The following is a 20,600-nucleotide window of genomic DNA, read 5'->3' on the forward strand; positions in this document are numbered from 1 at the left end:
TGCTTCACCCGCGTCCAGGGAGGGCTGTCACCGTCACGTCCCGGGGTGGCCGTGGCCGTTCGTCGACGGGAGGACATGCAGCGAAGGGTGGGACAGCCCGCTCGTCGCGCCCTCTGCCGAAAGTCGTAGCGGTCGTCCCGGAGACCTGTCCTTCGCCGGATCCGCACAGCGGCCGGCGTCCGGGAGGGTGGCCACCTGTCCTGCCGGAAACCGGAGCAACTGCCGCATGCACGTGAACCTGACCATCGAAGCGCCCTACGTCCTGGGCCCCGCGCAAGGACACCCTGGCGGCCCATCCCAACTCGGCAGGCCAGTTCGCGATGGCGGCGGCAGCGTACGAGGCGGTCCGCAAGCCGTAACCGCCCGTATCCTTGCGTGTTCTCGGGGCCGGCGCCTTGGCGCGTCGGCCCCTTCGCGTTTTCCGTACCGGCCGAGCGCGCCCTCGACGTGACGCAGATCACGGGAAGCGGAGCCGGACTTCCGACAGGTTTCAGAAGTGAGCATTGACATGCGTGCCCGGCTACGGGCGGGGGAACCAGCCGCGTTCGCCGAGTTGTTCGACAGTTACGCCCGCGGCGTGTACAACCACGCTTTCCGGCTGACCGCCGACTGGTCGGCGGCCGAGGACATCATGGCCGCCACCTTCATGGAGGCGTGGCGGCTTCGCCTGCGGATCGACTCCGACGGCGGTTCGCTGCGCCCCTGGCTGCTCGGCATCGCCACCAACACGGCGCGCAACCAGTACCGCAGCAACCGCCGGTACCGGCGGGCGGCCCTCGCCACCGCGGCCGCCGAGCTGAACGTGCCGGACCACGCGGACGAGGTGACCGAGCAGATCGACGACCACCGCAGACTGGCCGTGGCCCTCCGGGCGCTCGCCACGCTGCGCAGACCCGAACGCGAGGTCATCGCGCTGTGCGTGGGAGAAGGACTCGACTACGAGGCCGCGGCGAAGGCGCTCGGGATCCCGGTGGGCACGGTCGCCTCCCGGCTGTCCCGCGCCCGCAAGAAGCTGCGTTCCCTCGCGGACGCCGAACTCGCCCGCCCCGCCGGGCCGGCAGCGGGTGCCGGCGCCGTCCCGGAGGACCCCGTACTCCACGCGACGCGCACCGGGCCGGCCGGACCAGCCGAAAAAACTCGCGGCAGACGGGAAGCCGGGGTGACCGGGCGACAGACAACAGGTGATCGGATCCACACCGTCCGGCCCGCACAGGAAGGAAACCGATGAACGCGAACACGCCCCGGCCCGGCCCGGCCGAGTGGGAGGAAGCCGCACGGCTGCTGTCCGGGACCGCGCGTGACCTGCCGGTGGGCCGCCATGAGCAGCACAAGGAGCGTCTGATGGCCCATATCGAGCAGGCACGGCGTACGCAGGACAGTTCCCCCGCCCCCGCGAAGGACCGCCGGGTGCGGCTGCCCCGCCCGGCGATCGCCCTGCCCGCCCTCGCCGCCGTCCTGGCCGCGGCCGTCGTCGCCGGGACCGCGATGTCCGGCGGGGACGGCGACGGGGACGGATCCGGCCTGCTCGCCGCCGGGCCGGCCCTGACCACGCGGCTCGGCGCCACCAGCCCCGACGGGGTGACCCGGCTGCTCGACCAGGTCTCCCTGGCGGCGGCGGAGGACGATCATCCGGCCGTCGGAGCGGGCCAGTACGTGTACATCGAGTCCAAGACGGCCGACACCTTCGTCAAGACCGTCGGCGACAAGAGCAGCCTGGCCAGCTACCCGCTGCACAAGCGTCAGGTGTGGCACTCCGCCGACGGGACGAAGGGATGGCTGATCGACCCGGCCGTCAACGACAGCCCGGAAGGGGAAACCCTCAGTCTCCCCGACGAGCAGGGCAACACCCCGGTCGCCGGCCTGAACAACCCGTCGTACGACTACCTGGCCAAGCTGCCCACCGATCCCGACGCGCTCCTGTCGAAGATCTACCAGGAGACCAAGGGCCAGGGGAACTCACCGGACCAGGAGGCGTTCACCACGATCGGTGACCTGCTCGGCGAGAGCTACCCGCCGCCCGCGCTCTCCAAGGCGCTGTTCAAGGCCGCCGCGAAGATCCCCGGCGTCGTCACCGTGAACGACGCGGTGGACGCCGCGGGGCGGCACGGCGTGGCGGTCGCCCGGCTGGACGAGACGAGCGGCCAGCGGGAGGAGTGGATCTTCGACGGCAAGACCCATGTGTTCCTGGGCGAGCGATCCGTCCAGGTGCGCAAGGTCCGCGGCCCGGAGGCAGAACTCGTCAAGCCCGGAACCGTCCTGTTCACCAGCGCCATTCTGCGCCGCGCCGTGGTCGACGGCATGAAGCAGGTGCCCACGCAGGCCGGGTGACGACCACGGCGGGGCCCGAGCGGGGCACCGCGGCACCGCGAAACGGCCGCCCACCGCGCCGCCCGAGAGGCGCCGCAAGGTGGGCGGCCGTACGTTCCTCAGGGCGGTGCGCCCGCCGCGCGCCGTGCGGGCCGGCGGCTGCTCGGCCGACGGAAAACCGCGGCGGGATGAACCAGCCCGGCCGGTCCGCCGTTGCAGGCGGTGAAGGCCGCCCGAGGAAGCGAGTGAGTCACCGTGCAGAAGAAGCGCAGCGCCCCGCCGGGAACCACTGCCATCTCTCCAGTCCTGACGACAACGCCCGCGGGGCAGCCGTACACCGGGCCGGTCGGTTTCGACTGCGACAAGTGCGGCGACAAGCAGCTCTGGGCGACCGGCTGACGGCCGTCTCCGACCTTGCCGGGCTCGTACGGTCCCGGCCGACCAAGGAAGTCCAGGGTGCTGATCGACATATTGGCCGCCGTCGCGCTGCTGCTGTTCGTCATCGGTGTCATCGCCGACGCGAGGCGCTTCGCGAACGCCGTGCTGCTCGGCATCTTCCTCACGCTCATGGCGGTGGCCCACGGACCGGACCTCCTGGCCCTTCACCACGCCCTGGACGGCACCTGGCTGACCAGCCCTGTCCTGGGCGGGCTGGCCGTACTGCTGGTCTGCTGCCTGCTGATGGGCAACGGGGTGCGGATGGTACGCAAGGAGGGCAGCCGCCCGGCCAACCTCCTGACGCTCGTCGCGGGCCTCGGGCTCCTGTCGCTCCTGGTGCTGACCGTGGTGGCGTTCATGACCGAGCAGCGCGCGCTGGTCGTCGCCGTCGTCATCGCGGCGCTGCTCACCTGCTACTTCGTCTTCCTCTTCGTGTGTTTCACCGTGTACGGCTACGCCTACAGCCGCCTGGCCGTGCCGTCCGGCCTCGACTACATCGTCGTCCTCGGGTCCGGTCTGACCGGCGGTGACCGGGTGCCCCCGCTGCTCGCCGCCCGGCTGGACCGTGCGCACGCGGTGTTCGAGGCCCAGGTGGCCCGGGGCGGTGAGCCCGTGCTGATCACGTCCGGCGGTCAGGGCCCGGACGAGGCCGTACCCGAGGCGCACGCGATGGCCGACTACCTGGCGGCGCGCGGGGTGCCGGCCGGGAACCTGCTGCGTGAGACGGAGTCCGCCACCACCGCGGAGAACCTCCGCAACAGCAAGGCCGTCATGGACGAGCGCGGCAACGGTTACCGCTGCGCGATCGTCACCAACGACTTCCATGCCTTCCGGGCCGCGATCATCGCGCGGAGCGTGGGTGTCGACGCCCAGGTCCTCGGCTCCCCCACGGCGTCCTACTTCCGGCCCAGCGCGACCATGCGGGAGTTCATCGCCGTCGTCCTGCACCACCGGTGGGTGCACCTCACGGTCTGCCTGTGCCTGGCCCTGGCCTGCTGGCCGATCCTCTTGTGACGGCCGGGCGCAACGCACCCACGATCGGCCGCGCTGCACCACCGCACCACGACCGCCCGGCTCGTCGAAGCGCCCCGCGCCGGCCCAGCCGAGCCCCGCCCCGCCTCGCCCAGGCGGCCGACCGGGGCCGAACAGCCGGTTCCGCATCCCGTGACGGCGTCCCACGTCGCTTGCGTTCCCGCAGGTGGGACGCCGTTTCGGCGTTCCACCCATCCCTGATACGCGGTGAGCGCCACCGGTGGGACAGGCCATGCCGCAGGCTGAGCACATCGCAGCCGCCGCTCCGCCGGCTCCACGGCGACCGGCCTGCGGCATCCACGTCCGACCCACCCGGCGACGACTGCCGCGAGCATCCGCCGGCGGAGGTCACGCGGCGCCGATGAGCGGACGCCCACCCATCACGGGGAGAGATCATGAGCACCCAGCAGACGACCGTCCCGACCGCCGAGCGCACCGGCTCCACGGCCCCGCGGGCCTCCGTACGACGCGAGGACGCGGACGCCGAGCGCTTCGTCCGCGAGCTGTACGCCGAGCACGGGACGGCTCTGCTGGCCTACGCGGCCCGTCGCCTGGACAACGACTGGCACCGCGCCCAGGACCTGGTGCAGGAAACCGCCGTACGCGCCTGGCGCCACGGCCCCTCGCTCAGCCTCTCCGCGGACGGTGTCCGGCCGTGGCTCTTCCGGGTCCTGCAGAACCTGGTGATCGACGAGCACCGGGCGCGGGCGGTGCGCCCCAAGGTGCCGCTTCAACTGGACGACGTGGTCATCGCGGTCGGCGACGACACGGACCGGGTGCTGGCCGCGCAACTGGTGCGGGAGGCACTGGCGGACCTGACCGGCCGGCAGCGCGAGATCCTGCACGTCATGTACTTCCGCGGCCTCAGCGTGGCCCACGTCTCGGACCTCCTGGGCATCCCGCCGGGCACGGTGAAGTCACGCACCTACTACGCGATGCGCGCGCTCAAGACGGCCCTGATCACCCGCGGCGTCCGCGACTGAACGCCCCGCCCAGCCGGGTCCGGCACCCCGGGACACGAGCGTCCGCCACCCCCAGAAGGCACGCCCCAACACCGAACCGACCAAGGCGGAGCATCGACCCGGCTAGAAGCCCATGGGGCGCGGGTGCGGTACGGCGCCGGGATCACTGGACCAGACCAGCCTCAGTTCGACGTTCTCCGGACCGACGATGGACCGGATCAGTCGCGCTGCCCATCCGTTCCAGTAGACGTACGTCCGGTTGTCCGTCAGCCGGAAGCACGGTGCGTCCAGCGGTAGTTCCTCGGGGACGAATACCGTGCGCTCGATTTCTCCTGCCTCGTCCGGAGGGGAGGACGCATTCTTGTCGAGGCAGTCGGCGACCACCGTGGGAACGTACGCGTAGTAATCACCGGCCTGCGTACCCGGTGCGGTCACGGGGATGTAGTAGCCGAAGTCCTGGAAGCGGGAGCGGGTCTCCTCGGTGAGCCGACGGCTCAGCACCGGGGCAGCCGGATGTCCGCTCGGATACTCCGCCGCCACGCCCTTCGGGTTCCCATGCCACTCGCTGGAAATGTCCGGAGGGAGGTCGTTCGCTTCGCTGTCGAGTTCCCAACCGATGACCGGCCTGCCGTCGATGAGGAGCCCCTTGAAATGATCGCCGAAGGGCGGGACGAGGCGGAATACCTCTAGGGGCGACTCGGATGGTTCGATCATGGTGCCGTCCAGTGTGCGGTCGAGTCCGGAGCTCCGTTCTTGAGCTCGCGGAGAATGTCCGTTCCGATCCTACGGAGCTCGGATCGCAAGGAGTTGGCGATGGTCTCGTTACTTGCGCCGCGCTGTTGCAACATCTGCACCCGAGCGTTCAGGTGGTCTTCGATGCGCTGCAGGAAGGCGCCCCGGTGCGTGTAATTGTGCGGCGTGGGATGGTCGAGTGGGACACCGTTGGAGGCGTCGTTGATGTCCACCCCGTACTGCTGGAGGAGCTGGCGGGCGCGGGCGCCCGGTGACCAGTGGCCTTTCGCGCCGCCGGACGGGACGATGTGCGCGGCCGCCTGCCCGGGCCGGAAGGTGACCCCGTTGGCCTCCATGTTGCCGCGCAGGATCTTGGCGTTCTCCTTGCAGGTGGCAAGGCCGAGCAGGTCGAACCAGGTCGCCGGGTTGAGGACGTACGCGCACGGGTTGGGGCCCGGTTCCAGGCCGAGGGGGTCGGGCGATACGTAGCGGGCGGTCTCGGGGTCGTAGTGGCGGAAGTAGTTGTAGTGCAGGCCGCCGGTCTCGGCGTCGACGTACTGGCCGGGGAAGCGCAGCGGGGTGTCGGCGAGGGCGCCGGTGTTCGGTGCGGTGGTGCCCCAGGTGGTCGTGCGGGTGTGCCAGGCGATCTCGCCGTCTTCGGTGACGAGTTCGGTGGGCGTGCCGATCAGGTCGGTGACGATGGCGAAGAAACGGGAGTCGACCTCGGTGTCCGACAGCGGTTTGCGCTCGTACTGCGCGAGGGGGCGGTGTCCGTCGTACTCCCAGGTGACGGTGACGCCGGTCGCCGTATGGGTCTCCTCGGCGAGACGGGTGCCGTCCCAGGCGAAGCGGATCTCGTCGAGCCGTGTGACGCCGTCGTCGGCCAGCCGGTACTTGGCGGTGCGGCGGCCGAGCGGGTCGTAGCGGTAGTGCCAGGTCCGGCCGTCCGGGGTGGTGCAGGACGTCAGCCGGTTCTCCGCGTCCCACGTGTACTGCCAGGTCTCGGGCGTGCGGGACAGACGCTTCTTGGTGCGGGAGGTCAGGCGTCCGGCCCGGTCGTAGCGGTACGTGGTGTTACCCGCGCGCACCAGGCGAGTGCCGGAATAGGTGCGCTGTCCGCGTGCGTCGGGGTCGGCCGGGTGGTCGGGCCAGTGGGCGCCGGTCTGGTTGCCGGCGCTGTCGTACGTGTACTGCTCGTGCCAGCCGCCGCTGTTGGCGGTGGTGGTCAGGGGGCGGCCGACCGGGTCCACGGTGTGCGTGAGGATGCGGCCGGTGACCTGCTCGGCGAGTTCGGTCAGCTGGCCGTCCGGGCGGTAGGTGTAACGGCGGTCGCGCAGGAACCGCCGGTCGGTGCCGCTCCGGGCGCTGAGTGTCTGCCGGGTGAGCCGGCCGAGGCCGTCGCGGACCGAGGAGAGCAGTACCCGCTGCCCGATGGTGCGTTCGGTCTCCTGGCCGAGGAGGTCGTGGGCGAAGGCGATGCCGTGCCGGGTGTCCAGTGAGAGACGGGTGCGGTTGCCGAACTCGTCCCATTCGGCGCTGGTTCGCGCGCCGGTCGGGGTGGTGCGGCCGACGCGCTGCCCGGCGTCGTCGTACCGGTAGTGCGTGGTGTGCCCGTCGACGGTCTCGGCGATCAGCCGGCCGAGCGCGTCGTAGGAGCGGGTCAGGGCCGAATCCGGGGAGCGCACACCGGTCAGCCGGCCCGCGGTGTCGTACGTGTAGCTGGTGCGCAGGCCCGAGACCTCTCTCGCCACGAGACGGCCGACCTCGTCCCGGACGAACGTGAACACGTCACCGGCAGCCGTGCTGGTGGAGACGAGGAAGCCGGCCGGGTCGTGGGCGAAGGTGGTGCGGCGTCCGTCGAAGTCGGTCTCGGCCACCACCTCGCCGCGCGCGTTGAGGGAATACCCCCAGGTCGAACCGTGCGGGTCGGTCACGCCCGTCAGGCGGCGCTCGGTGTCATGGGTGAAGGTATAGGTCGCGCCGTCCGGGGTGGTGCGCGAGGCGAGAAGGTCGAAGGGGCCGTAGGTGAAGGTGGTCACGCCGCCGATGGGGTCGGTGTGCCCGACGCAGTTGCCCTCTCCGTCGTACGCCCAGGACTCGCGGCTGCCGTCCGGGGCGGTGAGCATGACCAGGCGGCTCTCCGCGTCCCAGGCCATGCTGGTGACTCCGCCGAGCGGGTCGGTGACGGTGAGCGGGCGGCCCAGGGCGTCGCGGGCGCAGGAGGTGGTCGCGCCGCGTGCGTCGGTGACCGAGACCGGGAGGCCGGCCGCGTCCGCGTCGACGGACAGGGTGGTGCCGCGCGGATCGGTGATGCCGGCGAGGGCCCCGGTGGCGTGGTGGGTGAAGGTGGTGGCCGTGCCGTCGGGGGTGTGGACGGCGAGGCGGTTGCCGCGCGGATCGAAGTCCTGGCGGGTGACGGTGCCATCCGGGCCGGTCACCTCCACGGGAAGGTGCAGAGCGTTGTAGGAGAAGCGGGTGGTGGCGCCGTCGGCGGCGATCACCGCGGTGAGGTCGCCCTCGTCGTTCCACTCCCACCGGGTGGTGTGCCCCGAGGGGTCCGTACGGCTGAGCGGATGGTCGCGGGTGTCCCACTGGTGGTGGGTGGTGTGCCCGAGCGGGTCGGTGACCGCGACGATCCGGCCGTGGGGGTCGGCGCGGTAGGTGGTGGCGTGGCCGAGGGAGTCGGTGTAGGTGGCGGACGTGGTGCCGTCCTCGTCCGGCCCGCCGTACGCGATGCGGGAGTTGAGGATGCCGTCGGTGCCGTGGGTCTCGACGACCCGGCCCGAGTCGTCGTAGACGTACGTGAACCTGGTGCCGTTGGAGTCGTGCCAGCCGGTGATGCGGTGCGCGTCGTCGTAGGTGAAGCGGGTGAGCGCGCCGACGGCGTTGGTCACCTCGGTGAGGTCGCCGCTCTCGTCGTATCCGTACCCGCGCAGCCGGAGCGGTCCGTCCTCGGTGACGGCGTGCAGGCCGGTGACGCGACGGCTGTCCGGGTCGGTGGTGATCGTGAGGCGGTAGCCGCCGGAGTGGGTGACTTCCCGCAGTGCGTCGTCCTCGGCCCGCTCGACGCTGACGTGGTTGTGGTTGCGGTCCTCCGTCTTCGTCAGCCACCACACGTCCGCGCACGCCTGGGAGGGTTCGAAGTGCCGGGTCAGGCCCGTGTACGGGTCCTGCACCACCAGCGCGTACGAGGTGCCCTGGGACACGTACGTCAAAGGCAGCCGCTCGCCCGCGACCGGTTCGACGCGGTCTCCCACGATGTCCGGGGTGCGGGGGTAGTAGAGGCTGGAGCCGTCCTCGCGGCGCCACCACACTCCGTCCGCCTCCGGATCCCGCTCCAGGCGCTCGTCCAGAGTGGAGGCCCAGGACGGGCCGAAGCCGATGCCGTGGGTGTAGCCGGACAGGTGAGTGCGGTGCAATGCCAACGGGAGGACGCCGGGCAGGTCGGCGTCGGTCTGGGCGAGGATCATCTGGCCGGTGGCCATGTCGATCGGGTCACCGCAGGTGAACTTGTTCACCAAGGCACGTGCCCGCCGGGACAGTTCCTCCCGGGACTGCTTCTGCCCGTCCCTCCGTGCGGGCCCGCCGCCGGAGCCGGGCAGTCCGTGGCCGCCGTCGCCGTCACCGTGTTCGCCGGTCGTGATGGCGGCCACCTTGTCACGGACACCCAGGTCGTTGTGCTTGTGCAGCCGCGAGGTGGCCTTGACCCGGTCCGGCACGGTCTCCGTGATGTGCGTGGTGATCCGCTTCAGGGCCTTCTCCGAGCCCTGTATGGCGCCGTGCAGCACGCTGTCGAAGACCTTTGTGAACGGGTCGCGGCCCTTGCTGCGGCCGAAGGCCCCCTTGACCCGGTCCAGCGGGGAGGAGGCGGCGGTGCGCATGTCGCCGCCGTGCCGGGAGACCCGGTGCGCGCCGTGCTCGAACTCGGCGTGGTCGATGCGGAGGTTCTTGCCGCCGCCGGAAGAACCGGAGCCGCCTGCCGAGGCGAGGTGCATGCCGCCGTGTCCGCCCCCGCCGCCGGCACCGCCACCGGAAGCGCCGCCGGCCGGCATGGAGAACGCGCCCTCGGCCAGGTCGAGGACCATGTCCTCGACCATCGCCTCCAGTTTGGCGTTGACCGGTTCGGTGACCTTGGCGATCACCTCGTCCACAATCCGGTCCACCGCCTCGTCGATGATCCGCTTGACCGCCTGCCGCATCGCCGCGATCTCGGCCGCGCCCAGGACCGCCGACAGACCGCCGGTCACCCACGCGAGCCCGATCGACAGGCCGACCGACCCGGCCATCATGGCCAGTTCGGCCTCGGCCTTGGTCTTCATCCAGAAGATGATCTCGGCGAGGGCGTCGCACGCGTCCGCGAACAGCCGGGCCAGTTCGGGCAGTTTCTCCAGATGGCTCGCCTTGATCCTGGCCCAGTGCTTCTCCATCGCCTCCACGGCCCAGCCCTCCGAGGAGGACAGGAGCCGGGAGAACGCCAGGTGCGCATCGGCACCGTGCCCCTCGAACCGGTCGGCGAAGTCCCGCATGGCCTCGGCCATTTCGCGGTAGTCGTCCTCGTCGACGTTCGGGAAGTTGATGCCTATGAAGTCCAGGACCTCGTCCAGCCAGCCCGGGATCGTGTAACCCACCCTCGTCCAACCCCCACCAAGCGCGGCAGTTCACCTAGCACGTCATCACGAACAATGACGCGAGTGTATGAACACTAGTTCCTGCGGTTCCGTGGTGTCGGCGGGCCCAACCGGTGCTGGCCTGCGGCTACTTCGGCGGAGACGTCGGCGCGGTTAGACTCGCTCGGTGATCAGTCTTCGGAGGGTCCCGGTGCTGTGGCGCCGATGGGACGTCACGATCCTGGATCTCTCGCTCGGGCTCTTCTTCCTCGCCCAGTCGTTCCTGCCGGTGTTCGCCCGACACGGAACACAGCTCGGCGGCGTGCCGTCCCGCCCGTTCGACGGGGTGACCGTGCTGGCCGTCGCCCTCGAATGCCTCCCGCTCGCCGTGCGCCGGCGACGGCCGGTCCTCTGCCTCGCCCTCGTGTCGCTCGGTTTCGCCGTCGATCAGCTACGCGGTTACCACTTGGTCGCCGGCACCGCGCTGCTGGTCGCGCTGGTGAACGCGGGATGCTTCGTGGCGCGGCGCCGGTACGCCACCGCGCTGCTGTTCTCCGTGGCGTACGCGGTGCTGTCGGTCGCCCTCTCCCGTCTCGGCTCGGGCGAACCCGCGAGCGAGTTCCTCACGTGCTACCTGATCATGGCCTTCGGTTGGTGCGCCGGGGCGTGGTTGCGCTCCTTCCGGGCCGCGGAGGCCGAACGCCGTCGTCGCGTCGCCGAGGAGACCCGCGCGGCCGAACGCACGCGGATGGCAAGCGAGTTGCACGACGTGGTGACCCACCACGTGACGGCGATGGTCGTACAGGCCGAGGCGGCACGCTATCTGACCGCCGCGCCCGACCGGCTCGACCAGGCCATGACCGCCGTGTCCGGCACCGGTCGGCAGGCCATCGGGGACCTGCGGCACCTGCTCGACCTGCTCGACCCCGGCTATCGCGCCGGGGCGACGGAGACGGCCGGGCCCGGCGCGCCGCCGGCCGGCGAGCTGCTCGTGCTCGTGGAGCAGACGCGCCGGGCCGGGCAGCCGGTGGAGTTCACCGAGCAGGGCACACCGCCGGAGCCGGCCGGGAGCGCCGGCCTCGTGGCCTACCGGGTGGTGCAGGAATCCCTGACGAACGCCCTCAAGTACGCCCACGGCAGCCGCACCTCGGTCCGGGTGCGCCACGGCGAGCAGGACATCACCGTGGAGGTCAGCACGGACGAGTCCAGTTCGCGGACGACGGCATCCCCGGGCGGGAGCGGACGGGGCCTGGCCGGGCTGCGCGAACGGGTCGGCGTCCTGGGCGGCGACTTCAGCGCCCACCCGAGAACGGGCGGCGGCTTCGTCGTCCGGGCACGGATACCTGCGGGGAACCCGTCGTGACCGCGCCGACAAGGGTTCTGGTCTGCGACGACCAGATACTGATCCGCACCGGGCTGGTGACGATCATCGACGCCCAGCCCGACCTGGAGGTGGTGGGCGCCTGCGGGGACGGGCAGACCGCGGTCGACCTCGCCGGCACCTTGCACCCGGACGTCCTGGTGATGGACGTACGCATGCCGGTGCTCGACGGCATCGAGGCCACCCGGCTGCTGGCCGGCGCCGGGGTGCGGCATCCCGTCAAGGTACTCGTGGTGACCACGTTCAACCTGGACGAGTACGTCTACGAGGCGCTGCGCGCGGGGGCGAGCGGGTTCCTGCTCAAGGACGCGCCACCGGCCCGACTGCTGGACGGCATCCGGACCGTGGCCGCGGGCTCGGCACTGCTGGACCCCGAGGTGACGCGCCGGCTCGTGGGCCGGTACGCCTCCCGCATCCGGCCCGCCGAGGACGCTCCGCAGGACATCCCGCTGACCCCCCGTGAGCTGGAGGTCCTCCGTCTCATCGCGAACGGCCTGTCCAACAGCGAGATCGCCGCGACCCTGGTACTGAGCCGGGAGACCGTCAAGACCTTCGTGTCCCGCATCCTCACCAAACTCGGCCTCCGCGACCGCGTCCAGGCGGTCGTCTACGCCTACCGCCAGGGCCTGGTGACCTGACACCCGCGCAGTCGGCGTCATGACCGGGCAACCGGCTGCCCCCCCCCCCCGTCCGGTGCCCGCACCCGAGCGGGTGCCGACGTTCCCGGCCTGCCCGGCGACAGCCACGTGACAGGCCACGGCCGGGCCGCCCGTACACCGCCGGCCACCGGCCCCTCCCCGGCCGGCACCGGGACCGGCTCACCGACCTCACCGACCTCACCGACCTCACCGACGTACGCGACCAGGCACGCGCGCGGGGCGACGCACCACCATGAGAGGCCCCCCATTGCGCCGCTGAGGTGAGTTCGGCCGGCGTCGGGTGCCGGACCGGGCAGGAATCAGTGCATCCGTGACAAGGCACCCGGCGGAAACAGTGCCGTGCGGATAACCAAGAGCGAGAAGGGGTTGTGCATGCCTGGACTGCCGTCGACGGTGGCCCCACCTGCCGGACTCGCCGACGACCCTCTCAGCGCGATCGACGCCGCGGGGGCGGTCGGCACAGTCCTCGAGCAGGTACTCCACGAACGGCTGCGTCACTGTCGTAGCGTCGACGCCGTCTTCGCCCGGGAGCTGGCCGACCGCCTCGCCGCGCTGGCCGTGCGGGGAGGCAGACGCCTGCGCACCGCGTTCGCCCACTGCGGCTGGCGCGCCGCAGGCGGCTCGGGAGACGCCACCGCCGTCCTGCGCACGGGAGCCGCCCTCGAACTGCTCCAGGCGTGCGCCCTCGTACACGACGACGTGATGGACGGATCCGTGCAGCGACGGGGCGCACCGGCCCTGCACGTGCACTTCGCCCGCGCGCACTGGGCGAGGGGCATGCACGGCCGAGCGGAGTCGTTCGGCACGTCGGCCGCCGTGCTCGCCGGTGACCTGGCGCTGGCGTGGGCGGACGACCTGCTGACGGAGACGGCACTCGGCTCGCCGCACGGCTCGCGCCTGCACGAGGAGTGGCGGGCGATGCGCACCGAGATGGTCGCCGGGCAGTACCGCGACCTGCACGCCCAGGCCGCCCGGTCCTCCGATGCCGACGAGGCGCTGAGCATCGCCACCCTGAAGAGCGCGCTGTACACCGTCGCCCGGCCCCTCGCGCTGGGAGCGTCCCTGGCCGGAGCGGACCAGCATGTGCTGGACGCGCTGCGGGCGGCCGGCCGGTGCGCCGGGCTGGCCTTCCAGCTCCGTGACGACCTCCTGGGCGCCTTCGGCGACCCCGCGCTGACCGGCAAGCCGGCCGGCGACGACCTGCGCTCCCGCAAGCTCACCTACCTCCTCGCCATCGCCGTCCGGCTCGCCGACGCCGCCGGTGACCACCTGGCTGCCGCGGCGCTGGCTCCGGACGCGGACCCGAAGTCCGAGAAGGCCGTACGGCAGGTGCGGTCCGCGCTGCGGCGCACCGGCGCCCGGGACCTGGTGGAGGCCAAGATCGAGGAGCTGACCGACATGAGCCTCGCGCACTTCGAGCGCGCCGGCGCACGCTCCGCCGTGCGGCACGAGTTCGCCGCGCTGGTCTCGCGCGCGACGGGTGTGGCCCCGCGCCGTGCCGAGGAGGTCGCGTGAAGAGGGTGCCGGGGCCGACCGACCATGTCGTCGTGGTGGGTGCCGGGCTGTCCGGGCTGGCCTGTGCCCTGCACCTGCTGGGCGCGGGCCGCCGGGTCACCGTCGTCGAACGGGACGCCGGTCCCGGCGGCCGGGCCGGCCGGGTACGGCTGGGCGGCTACGAGCTGGACACCGGCCCCACGGTGCTGACCATGCCGCACCTGGCCGACGAGGCGTTCGCCGCCGTAGGGGACAGCCTGCACCGCCGCGTCGAGCTGACGGCCCTGGACCCGGCCTACCGGGCGTGCTTCGCGGACGGTTCCTCGCTCGACGTGCACACCGACGGCGAGGCGATGGAGGCGGAGGTGCGCCGCTTCGCCGGACCGGCCCAGGCGGCCGGCTACCGCGACCTGCGGCAGTGGCTGGAACGTCTGTACCGGGTCCAGATGCGCCGTTTCATCGACACGAACTTCGACTCGCCTTTCCAACTGCTGCACCCGGATCTGGCCCGGCTCGCGGCGCTGGGCGGTTTCGGGCGGCTGGACGGCCGCATCGGCCGCTTCCTCTCCGACGAACGCCTGCGCCGCGTCTTCTCCTTCCAGGCGCTGTACGCCGGGGTGGCCCCGGCCCGCGCGCTCGCGGCCTACGCGGTGATCGCGTACATGGACACCGTGGCCGGCGTCTGGTTCCCCAAGGGCGGGATGCACGCACTCCCCCGCGCCATGGCCGACGCGGCGGCGGATGCCGGTGCCGAGCTGTGCTGGACCGCCGACGTCCGCACGCTGGAGCGCTCCGCGGGCCGGGTACGGGCCGTCCGCCTGGCCTCCGGCGAGCGCATCCCCTGCGACGCGGTGGTGCTGACGTGCGACCTGCCGGCCGCCTACGGGCTGCTGGGGCGGGCGCCCCGGCGGCCGGCACCGCTGCGTCACTCACCGTCCGCCGTGATCCTGCACGCGGGAACCGACCGCACCTGGCCGCACCTCGCCCACCACACCCTCTCCTTCGGCGCGGCGTGGCAGCGCACCTTCGACGAGCTGACCCGCACGGGCGAGCTGATGAGCGACCCCTCTCTGCTCATCACCCGTCCCACCGCGCACGATCCGGCCCTGGCACCGCCGGGACGCCACCTGCACTACGTCCTCGCCCCCTGTCCGAACACAACCGTCGGTCCCCCGGCCGCCGCGTGGCGGGACCTCGGCCCGCGCTACCGCGACCGGCTGGTGGGTGAACTGGAGCGCCGGGGCCTGGACGGGTTCGCGGACAGCATCCAGGAAGAGCTTCTGGTGACGCCGCTGGACTGGGCGGGGCAGGGCCATGCCGCCGGCAGCCCCTTCTCCGTCTCCCACACCTTCGCCCAGACCGGACCATTCCGTCCGCGCAACCTCGTCAGGGGGCTGGACAACGTGGTGCTCGCCGGCTGCGGTACCACTCCGGGCGTCGGCGTGCCGACCGTGCTCATCAGCGGCAGACTCGCCGCCGTGCGCGTCACCGGCGGCACCGGCACCCGGCGCGCACGGACGGCGTCGCCTCCGACCGCGGCCGGCGCATCCTCCGTCCCGGCCCGGGCAGGTGCCGATGACCCGTCGTGAGCTGGACGCCGCCGGGATCACCGATCCCGCACTGCGCGCCGCCTACACCCGGTGCCGACGGCTCAACGCCCGCCACGGCAGGACCTACTTCCTGGCCACCCGCCTGCTGCCCCTGGAACGCCGCTCCGCCGTGCACGCCCTGTACGGCTTCGCCCGCTGGGCGGACGACATCGTGGACGACCACGACCGCCATCGCGCGCCCGAGGAGCGCGACCGGCTGCTGGGACGTCTGGAGAGCGACCTGGCCGACGGACTGCGCACCGGCACGGGCGACGAACCGGTGGTCCGGGCCGTCGCGGACACCGCCGGCCGCTATGGCATCGATCACGCCCTCTTCGCCGACTTCCTGTCCTCGATGCGTGCCGACCTGACCGTCACCCACTACCCCACCTACGCCGATCTGCAGGGGTACGTGCACGGTTCGGCGGCGGTGATCGGCCTGCAGATGCTGCCGGTCCTCGGTACGGTCACGGCCCGGGAGGAGGCGGCACCGCACGCGGCGGCGCTCGGTGTGGCGTTCCAGCTCACCAACTTCCTGCGGGACGTGGGCGAGGACCTCGACCGGGGCCGCGTCTACCTGCCCGGCGATCTGCTGGCCGCGCACGGTGTGGACCGGCCCCTGCTGGAGTGGAGCCGGCGCACCGGGCGGCGCGATCCCCGGATCCGCGCCGCCCTCGTCGCGGCGGAGGCCATGACGCGGGACGTGTACCGGACGGCGGAGCCGGGCATCGCGATGCTCGATCCCCGGGTACGTCCCTGTATCCGTGCCGCGTTCACCCTCTACGGCGGGATTCTCGACGCGATCGCCGAGCAGGACTACACCGTGCTGCATCGCCGTGCGGTGGTGTCGCGCCGGCGTCGGGCGGCCACGGCCGCGGCCGGTGTGCTGCGCGTGGCCGGCGCCCGGTGGCGTGCTCGCGCCGCGCACCGAGCGGTCCCGGCGGGTGGTCCGGCGGTCGAGTGGAAGGAACCGGTGCGGTGAGCGGTCGAAGGGACGGCGGGCGCTGGTCGCCGCCGTTGCGGCGGCGGTCCGGTGGGGACTGGGCGGCGCAGACACCGACCTGGCGCCAGGCGCGTCCGGCGCTCATCGCCGACGCGCTCGGGCGGGCGTCCGCCCGCCCGTCCGGCAACTGGTTCGTGGTGGGTGCCTCCCGGAACGTGCGCGCGGACGACCGCCCGTACGGCCGGACGGTCGGTGGTGTGGAGGTCGTGCTGTGGCGCTCCGAGGACGGCGGGCTCCATGCCGGTTCGGGCGTCTGCCCGCACCTGGGCGCTCCGCTGCGCGACAGCCGGGTGGTGTGCGGCGCGCTGGTGTGTCACTGGCACGGGCTCGTCCTGGACGGTTCGCCGTCCGCCGGCTGGCAGCCGTTCCCGGTGCACGACGACGGCGTACTCGTCTGGGTGCGGCTGGACGCGGTGGGGGGCGAGGAGCCCACCGAGCGGCCTGTCGTGCCCGCCCGGCCGGCGCGGGGCCGCGGGGTGGACGCGGTGTTCACGGCGGTGGGGCGGTGCGAACCGCAGGACGTGGTGGCCAACCGGCTCGATCCGTGGCACGGCTCGTGGTTCCACCCGTACTCGTTCGTCGACCTGTCGGTGGTGCGGGAGCCGGCGGGCGGCGAGGACGACGCCTTCGTCGTCGACGTCTCCTTCCGGGTGGCGGGGCGGTTCGTGGTGCCGGTACGGGCCGAGTTCACGGCGCCGGAGCCGCGCACGGTCGTCATGCGCATCACCGACGGCGAGGGCGCGGCATCCGTGGTCGAGACCCACGCGACACCGCTGACCGGGCCCGGTCACGAGCGTCCGCGCACCGCCGTGGTGGAGGCGGTCGTCGCCGCGTCGGACCGGCCCGGCTTCGCCCTGGCGCGGGCCGCCGCCCCCGTACTGCGCCCGCTGATGCGCCGTACGGCCGGCCGCCTGTGGCGCGACGACCTGGCCTACGCCGAGCGGCGCTGGACGCTGCGCAGCACCGGGCGGTTCCCCGGCTGACCGGGCACCGGTCAGCGAGACGAGCGGCGCCCCGCGACGGCTCCGAGGGCCCGGAGCCAAGGTGAGCGGCCCGCCCGGGGAACCGTCCACAGGACCTGGCCGCGCACCCCCCGGTCGGCGAGCAGGGCGTTCGCGGCGAGGAAGCCCGTGGTGGCGGCCCGTTCCATGAGGGCGACGGGCAGGTCGCAGCGGATTGCGTCGCCGGCCAGGGTCAGCCACGGGTGCGGGGTGCGCACCGTGGGGCGCCGGCGGTGGGAACCGGCCTCGAAGAGCGGGCAGTCCGAGCGCCACTCGTGCCGGGCGTCGACGGCGCGTGCCTCGCGGGTCTCCGGGTACACCTGGTGCAGCCGGTCGACGAGCATGTCCTGCACCTCCTTCGGTTCGGCCGACGGGGCCACGGCGTAGGCGTGCAGTTCCACGACCGAGCCCCCGGTCCGTGCGGCCCAGCGGGCGGCCTCGCCCTCGTACCGCTCCAGGACGCTGATGTTGTCGAGCCCGCCGTAGCCGCTGGTGCCGAGGAATCCGGGCCGGTCGGCGCGGACCGGCCGGTCGAGCCAGAGCCGGGAGACGAGGAACGGCGGTGCGGTGCGCAGGGCCGCGATGTCCTCGCACCAGCCGGGCGTGCCCAGGCCGGGTGACGCGCCGACGACCCGGCGCAGGCTCCCGGGGTCGAGGGCGAGCACCACGGCGTCGTGGCGCCCGGCGCCGGTGTCGGTGTGCACGTGCGCTCCGCCGTCGCCGTCGCCGAGGGGGAGCACGCCGTGGACCGGGGTGCCGGTGCGGATGTCCACGCCGAGGCGCTGGAGGTAGTCGCCGAGCGGGTCCCAGAGCGCCTGGGGGAAGGGTTCGCCGGGTACGTCGAAGAGCAGTCCCTCGGCCGATCCGAGGAAGTAGATGTGGAACATCAGCAGCAGTTCGGCGGCGGACAGCGTGCGCGGGTCGGCGAAGAAGCTGCGGGAGAACACCTCGAACGCCAGGTGGTGCGCGGCTTCCGGGAACCCCACGCCGTCCAGGAAGCCGGTCGCGGTGACCTCGTCGAAGCGTTCGTACACCTCGGGCACCCGCACGTCGAGCAGGGGCAGTGCCGCCCGGGCGTCCATGGCGGCGAGGTCGCGCCAGCCGAAGGTGGGGCTGAGGGCGACGAAGCCGAGCGCGCTGAAGGGCGGCGTCCTCGGGACCCGGGCGAAGCTGTCGGTCAGGCCGCCGCTGTGCCGCAGGGGGTAGTCGGGCAGCGCCGTGAGCCGCGCGAGGGCGGGGTCGGTACGGCGCAGCAGGCCGCGCAGGTTGTAGTACTGGCGGAAGAAGGCGTGGAACCCGCGGGTCATGGTCACGGTGGAGCCGTCCGCCAGCCTGGTGGGCCGGCCGGAGAGCCGGCCGCCCAGTGCGTCCTCTTTCTCGTAGAGGGTCACGCGGGCTCCCCGCTCGGCCAGCAGGGTGGCCGCGGCGAGACCGGCGATCCCGCCGCCGACCACCGCGACGGACGGCTCGTCCCCGCGCTGGAACCGGTCCCTGCCGGGTGGCGGCGCCAGCACCTCGGCCTTGCGGTCGCGGCCTCGCCGGGCGGCAGCGATACGACGGGCCGTCACCGGACTCCCTCCCGGCGGGCCGGGCGCGCAAGGCCGGTGCGGCGGCCGGGGTGGAGAGCGGTGAGGCGACCGCAGGCGCAGACGGCGTGGTCGAGGACACGGGCCGGGTCGTGCTCGCGCAGGAGGCTCATCGGTGATCGTCTCCGGTTCGTGCGAAGGGCTGGGAGCGTCGGCGGACGAAGGGCAGTTCGGCGGCCGTGCGAAGCATCGGCAGGACCGGGGTGCACAGCCCGATGTGCCACTCCTCCCGCAGGGAGGTGGCGCCGTCGAGGAAGCGCAGCAGGCGCTCCGCCGGGACCCGGCGGAACAGGTCGGTGAAGAAGCGCGGGCCGTCGACGCGCCCGGTGTCCAGGGCGCGCAGCAGGACCGCGTCCATGGCCGAGGCCCTCCGCCCGTGGGGTGGGGGGACGGCGGTGCGCCCGTCGAGCAGGGCGGCGGCGATGGCTCTGCTCTGCCGCTGCACCGCCGCGAAGGTGTAGCCGGTGGCCGCACGGGTGGCGCCCCCCGCGGTCCCGATACGGAAGTGGGCGGGACCGGCCCGTCGCGGAAAGCGGGCGTCGGTCATGGGGATGACCCCCTGCTCCGACCGTTCCACGGTGAGCGCGCCGAGCCCGAGGACGTCCCGGCAGTAGTGACGCAGAGCCGATTCGTACGCCTCGGTGGTCAGCGCGCTGCCGGAGAACCCGGTGTATTCCACGAGCGCCCGGTCCGGCGCCAGCGGCAGGACGTAGCCGAAGGCGAGTCCGTGCGCCGGCTGGGGAACCCGGAAGTCCATCAGATCCGCGACCGAGGGATCGAACCGGTCGGTGGCGGTACGTACGAACCAGCCGCGGAAGTGCTGCAGCCACCGCGTGCGGGCCGGCGGCAGGACAGGCAGCGGCCGGGAGTCGAACACCCGCCGGGCGCGCAGCGTCAGGGACCAGCCCCCGGGCAGCGTGCACCGGACCTCCGCGCCTGCGGACCCACCGCGCACACCGCGCACCGACTCCACCGTCGCGCGCAGGAGACGCCCGCCGTCCGAGCGGGCCAGGCGGCCGTGGACCAGCCGCTCGAAGTCGGCGGAGCGCACCATGCGGTAGGTGAACGGGGCGGGTGTGACGACGACCGGCCGCCCGTCGGTGCCGTACAGACGCAGCACGGACCAGGACGCGCCGACCGCCTCTTCCAGGCCGTCGGCGCCCGCTTCCCAGTAGCACCAGGTCCGTTCCGCGGGGCGGAGCGGACCGTCCGGCGGCTCGACCACGGTCACCGTGGCGGCGCCGTTCTCCGTCAGCCGGTGGGCGAGGCTGAGGCCGGCCGCGCCACCCCCGATGACGATCACGTCGGAGTCGTCGGCGGGGCGGGGCGTCACCGGCCTCGCCGTTCGGCGACGGGGCTTCGACCGGGGCCCGGGCGCGGCGGCCCGGCGCCGCGGCTCTGGCCGGGGCCCGGGCGCGGCGGCTCGGCGCCGGTCTCCTCGGCCGCGCCGAAGGCCACCGGCCCGGACGCGACGACGGCGGCGTCCAGCCCCTGGCGGGCTGCCGCCGCTGCGTGCCCGGCCCGGGCGCACGACCCGGGATCGTGGGCGTCGGAGCCGGCGGCCGGGGCACCGGAGTGCGCCCGCACGGTGTGGGCCGGACGGCCGCGGTCGCGTCCGGTGAGGGCCACCCGGGCGCCCCGGCCGGCCGGTTCGGCGGTGGTCGCACCGCCCAGCGCTCCCGTGGCACCGGCCACCAGGACACGGGCACCGCTCACTTCCACGCTTCACCCCTCGATACGGCCAACAGGTCCATCCGATCGTCACTGCTTCGCGTCCGAGACCGTCCGTGGATGCGGCCGGACACCGCT

The 20,600-nt window shown here is 73.0% G+C and carries 15 protein-coding genes; 10 read left to right on the forward strand and 5 right to left on the reverse strand.

Features of this window, described 5'->3' with window-relative positions; genetic code table 11:
* Positions 1-508 precede the first annotated feature (508 nt).
* From ACZ4SV_RS12870 to ACZ4SV_RS12885, 4 genes are all read left to right on the forward strand, one after another.
* Entirely contained in the window at positions 509-1,228 is a 720-nt protein-coding gene (locus ACZ4SV_RS12870; RefSeq protein ID WP_468004146.1) for an RNA polymerase sigma factor, read from the forward strand.
* On the forward strand, positions 1,225-2,328 hold the full coding sequence (locus tag ACZ4SV_RS12875; protein WP_468003880.1) for a CU044_5270 family protein: 1,104 nt from the start codon (positions 1,225-1,227) through the stop codon (positions 2,326-2,328). The genes ACZ4SV_RS12870 and ACZ4SV_RS12875 overlap by 4 nt, the downstream gene beginning before the upstream one ends.
* Before the next feature lie 435 nt (positions 2,329-2,763).
* Entirely contained in the window at positions 2,764-3,759 is a 996-nt protein-coding gene (locus ACZ4SV_RS12880; RefSeq protein WP_468003882.1) for a YdcF family protein, read from the forward strand.
* A gap of 413 nt (positions 3,760-4,172) precedes the next feature.
* Positions 4,173-4,760 carry a sigma-70 family RNA polymerase sigma factor gene (locus tag ACZ4SV_RS12885; RefSeq protein ID WP_468003884.1) on the forward strand — a complete coding sequence of 196 codons (588 nt, stop codon included), beginning with the start codon at positions 4,173-4,175 and terminating at the stop codon, positions 4,758-4,760.
* A gap of 102 nt (positions 4,761-4,862) precedes the next feature.
* Here ACZ4SV_RS12885 and ACZ4SV_RS12890 read toward each other — a convergent pair whose 3' ends face one another.
* Both ACZ4SV_RS12890 and ACZ4SV_RS12895 read right to left on the reverse strand, forming a co-directional pair.
* Complete coding sequence (locus ACZ4SV_RS12890) at positions 4,863-5,453, reverse strand: hypothetical protein (protein ID WP_468003886.1); 591 nt, start codon at positions 5,451-5,453, stop codon at positions 4,863-4,865.
* Entirely contained in the window at positions 5,450-10,099 is a 4,650-nt protein-coding gene (locus tag ACZ4SV_RS12895) for a DUF6531 domain-containing protein (protein ID WP_468003888.1), read from the reverse strand. Before ACZ4SV_RS12895 ends, ACZ4SV_RS12890 begins: the two co-directional genes overlap by 4 nt.
* A 166-nt stretch (positions 10,100-10,265) precedes the next feature.
* On the opposite strand from ACZ4SV_RS12895, the gene ACZ4SV_RS12900 reads away from it, so the two are divergent.
* The 6 genes from ACZ4SV_RS12900 (at position 10,266) to ACZ4SV_RS12925 (ending at position 17,187) form a co-directional block, all read left to right on the forward strand.
* A complete protein-coding gene (locus ACZ4SV_RS12900) occupies positions 10,266-11,441 on the forward strand; it encodes a sensor histidine kinase (protein WP_468003890.1) in 1,176 nt (391 codons plus the stop codon).
* A complete protein-coding gene (locus ACZ4SV_RS12905; RefSeq protein WP_468003892.1) occupies positions 11,438-12,097 on the forward strand; it encodes a response regulator in 660 nt (219 codons plus the stop codon). The genes ACZ4SV_RS12900 and ACZ4SV_RS12905 overlap by 4 nt, the downstream gene beginning before the upstream one ends.
* A 393-nt stretch (positions 12,098-12,490) precedes the next feature.
* Positions 12,491-13,633, forward strand: coding sequence for a polyprenyl synthetase family protein (locus tag ACZ4SV_RS12910; RefSeq protein WP_468003894.1), 1,143 nt, complete (start codon positions 12,491-12,493; stop codon positions 13,631-13,633).
* Entirely contained in the window at positions 13,630-15,201 is a 1,572-nt protein-coding gene (locus ACZ4SV_RS12915; RefSeq protein WP_468003896.1) for a phytoene desaturase, read from the forward strand. The genes ACZ4SV_RS12910 and ACZ4SV_RS12915 overlap by 4 nt, the downstream gene beginning before the upstream one ends.
* A complete protein-coding gene (locus ACZ4SV_RS12920) occupies positions 15,188-16,183 on the forward strand; it encodes a phytoene/squalene synthase family protein (protein ID WP_397939037.1) in 996 nt (331 codons plus the stop codon). Before ACZ4SV_RS12915 ends, ACZ4SV_RS12920 begins: the two co-directional genes overlap by 14 nt.
* Positions 16,180-17,187, forward strand: coding sequence for a DUF5914 domain-containing protein (locus ACZ4SV_RS12925; RefSeq protein ID WP_468003899.1), 1,008 nt, complete (start codon positions 16,180-16,182; stop codon positions 17,185-17,187). The genes ACZ4SV_RS12920 and ACZ4SV_RS12925 overlap by 4 nt, the downstream gene beginning before the upstream one ends.
* An 11-nt stretch (positions 17,188-17,198) precedes the next feature.
* Here ACZ4SV_RS12925 and ACZ4SV_RS12930 read toward each other — a convergent pair whose 3' ends face one another.
* From ACZ4SV_RS12930 to ACZ4SV_RS12940, 3 genes are all read right to left on the reverse strand, one after another.
* Positions 17,199-18,773: an FAD-dependent oxidoreductase gene (locus ACZ4SV_RS12930; RefSeq protein ID WP_468003901.1), complete on the reverse strand. Its 1,575-nt coding sequence runs from the start codon at positions 18,771-18,773 to the stop codon at positions 17,199-17,201.
* 127 nt (positions 18,774-18,900) lie between these two features.
* A complete protein-coding gene (locus ACZ4SV_RS12935) occupies positions 18,901-20,124 on the reverse strand; it encodes a lycopene cyclase family protein (protein WP_468003903.1) in 1,224 nt (407 codons plus the stop codon).
* Positions 20,121-20,507 carry a hypothetical protein gene (locus tag ACZ4SV_RS12940; protein ID WP_468003905.1) on the reverse strand — a complete coding sequence of 129 codons (387 nt, stop codon included), beginning with the start codon at positions 20,505-20,507 and terminating at the stop codon, positions 20,121-20,123. The genes ACZ4SV_RS12935 and ACZ4SV_RS12940 overlap by 4 nt, the downstream gene beginning before the upstream one ends.
* Positions 20,508-20,600 lie beyond the last annotated feature (93 nt).

Source organism: Streptomyces sp. NPDC027672 (assembly GCF_055566335.1).

Bases quoted from the DNA above. Each gene is read 5' to 3' on its own strand.
- ACZ4SV_RS12920 (WP_397939037.1), top strand. From the start codon at position 15,188: ATGACCCGTCGTGAGCTGGACGCCGCCGGGATCACCGATCCCGCACTG.
- ACZ4SV_RS12890 (WP_468003886.1), bottom strand. From the start codon at position 5,453: ATGATCGAACCATCCGAGTCGCCCCTAGAGGTATTCCGCCTCGTCCCG.
- ACZ4SV_RS12885 (WP_468003884.1), top strand. From the start codon at position 4,173: ATGAGCACCCAGCAGACGACCGTCCCGACCGCCGAGCGCACCGGCTCC.
- ACZ4SV_RS12875 (WP_468003880.1), top strand. From the start codon at position 1,225: ATGAACGCGAACACGCCCCGGCCCGGCCCGGCCGAGTGGGAGGAAGCC.
- ACZ4SV_RS12870 (WP_468004146.1), top strand. From the start codon at position 509: ATGCGTGCCCGGCTACGGGCGGGGGAACCAGCCGCGTTCGCCGAGTTG.
- ACZ4SV_RS12910 (WP_468003894.1), top strand. From the start codon at position 12,491: ATGCCTGGACTGCCGTCGACGGTGGCCCCACCTGCCGGACTCGCCGAC.